Source organism: Salibacter halophilus, assembly GCF_008806325.1.
Classification (GTDB): domain Bacteria; phylum Bacteroidota; class Bacteroidia; order Flavobacteriales_G; family Salibacteraceae; genus Salibacter; species Salibacter halophilus.
In genome coordinates, this window is sequence record NZ_WACR01000024.1 from 1 (window position 1) to 872 (window position 872).

Here is an 872-nt window from a genome sequence, read left to right on the forward strand (position 1 = left end):
TGTTATGGAGATAACCAGGGGATGGTATCAGTAGAAGGACAAGGTGGTGTTGGAAATTACACTTACTACTGGGGAAATGGAGATACTGATAGTACTCGAAGTGGACTCAATGTAAATACAACTCATAATGTCACAATAACTGATGGTAACGGTTGTCAGGCTACAGCTTCTTACACGATTTTTGAGCCGGATGAGCTTGAGGTAATGACAAATTCATATAACCCTAATGCAGGTTGTGAAAATCAAATTGGTTTGATTTCAGTAAGTGCTAATGGTGGTACGTCACCATATAGTTACAATTGGAATAATGGATCTACTAGCTCAGGATTGAATGGCTTATCAGGTGGTAATTATACGGTAACAATTACTGATGATAACGGTTGTACAGTAAGTGAAACATATCCTGTTTATGATTTGGATGTTTCGATTACGAATTTAACACCAACACTGATAGCTAATTTAAGTGGTGCAACTTACCAGTGGATTGACTGTGACAGCGGTCAGCCGGTAGATGGAGCCACTAGCGATACATTTACTCCTGAAGATAATGGAACTTATGCTGTAGTTATTACAAGTGGAAATTGCACTGACACATCGAGATGTGTTGAAGTATTGAATACTAGCACTGAGGATTTAATAGGTGGAGAACACAATAGTTTTAAAATCTATCCAAATCCTACAAGAGGCGAGTTTACAATGTCTTTTGGCTCATCAGCAAAGAATGTAGAGTACGAATTAATCAATGCACAGGGAAGTGTAATTGAGCGCAGAGTAATAGGAGATGTACAGGAAGGCCAACAAGTAGTTGGAAATATTAATGCAGCTCCCGGAATTTACTTTGTTAGAACAATTTCTGACCAAAATCAATCTAT

At 38.2% G+C, this 872-nt stretch carries 1 protein-coding gene; it reads left to right on the top strand.

Features of this window, described 5'->3' with window-relative positions; genetic code table 11:
- Positions 1-872 (top strand): T9SS type A sorting domain-containing protein (locus tag F3059_RS13615; protein WP_151170218.1); only part of this gene is annotated, 872 nt, incomplete at both ends.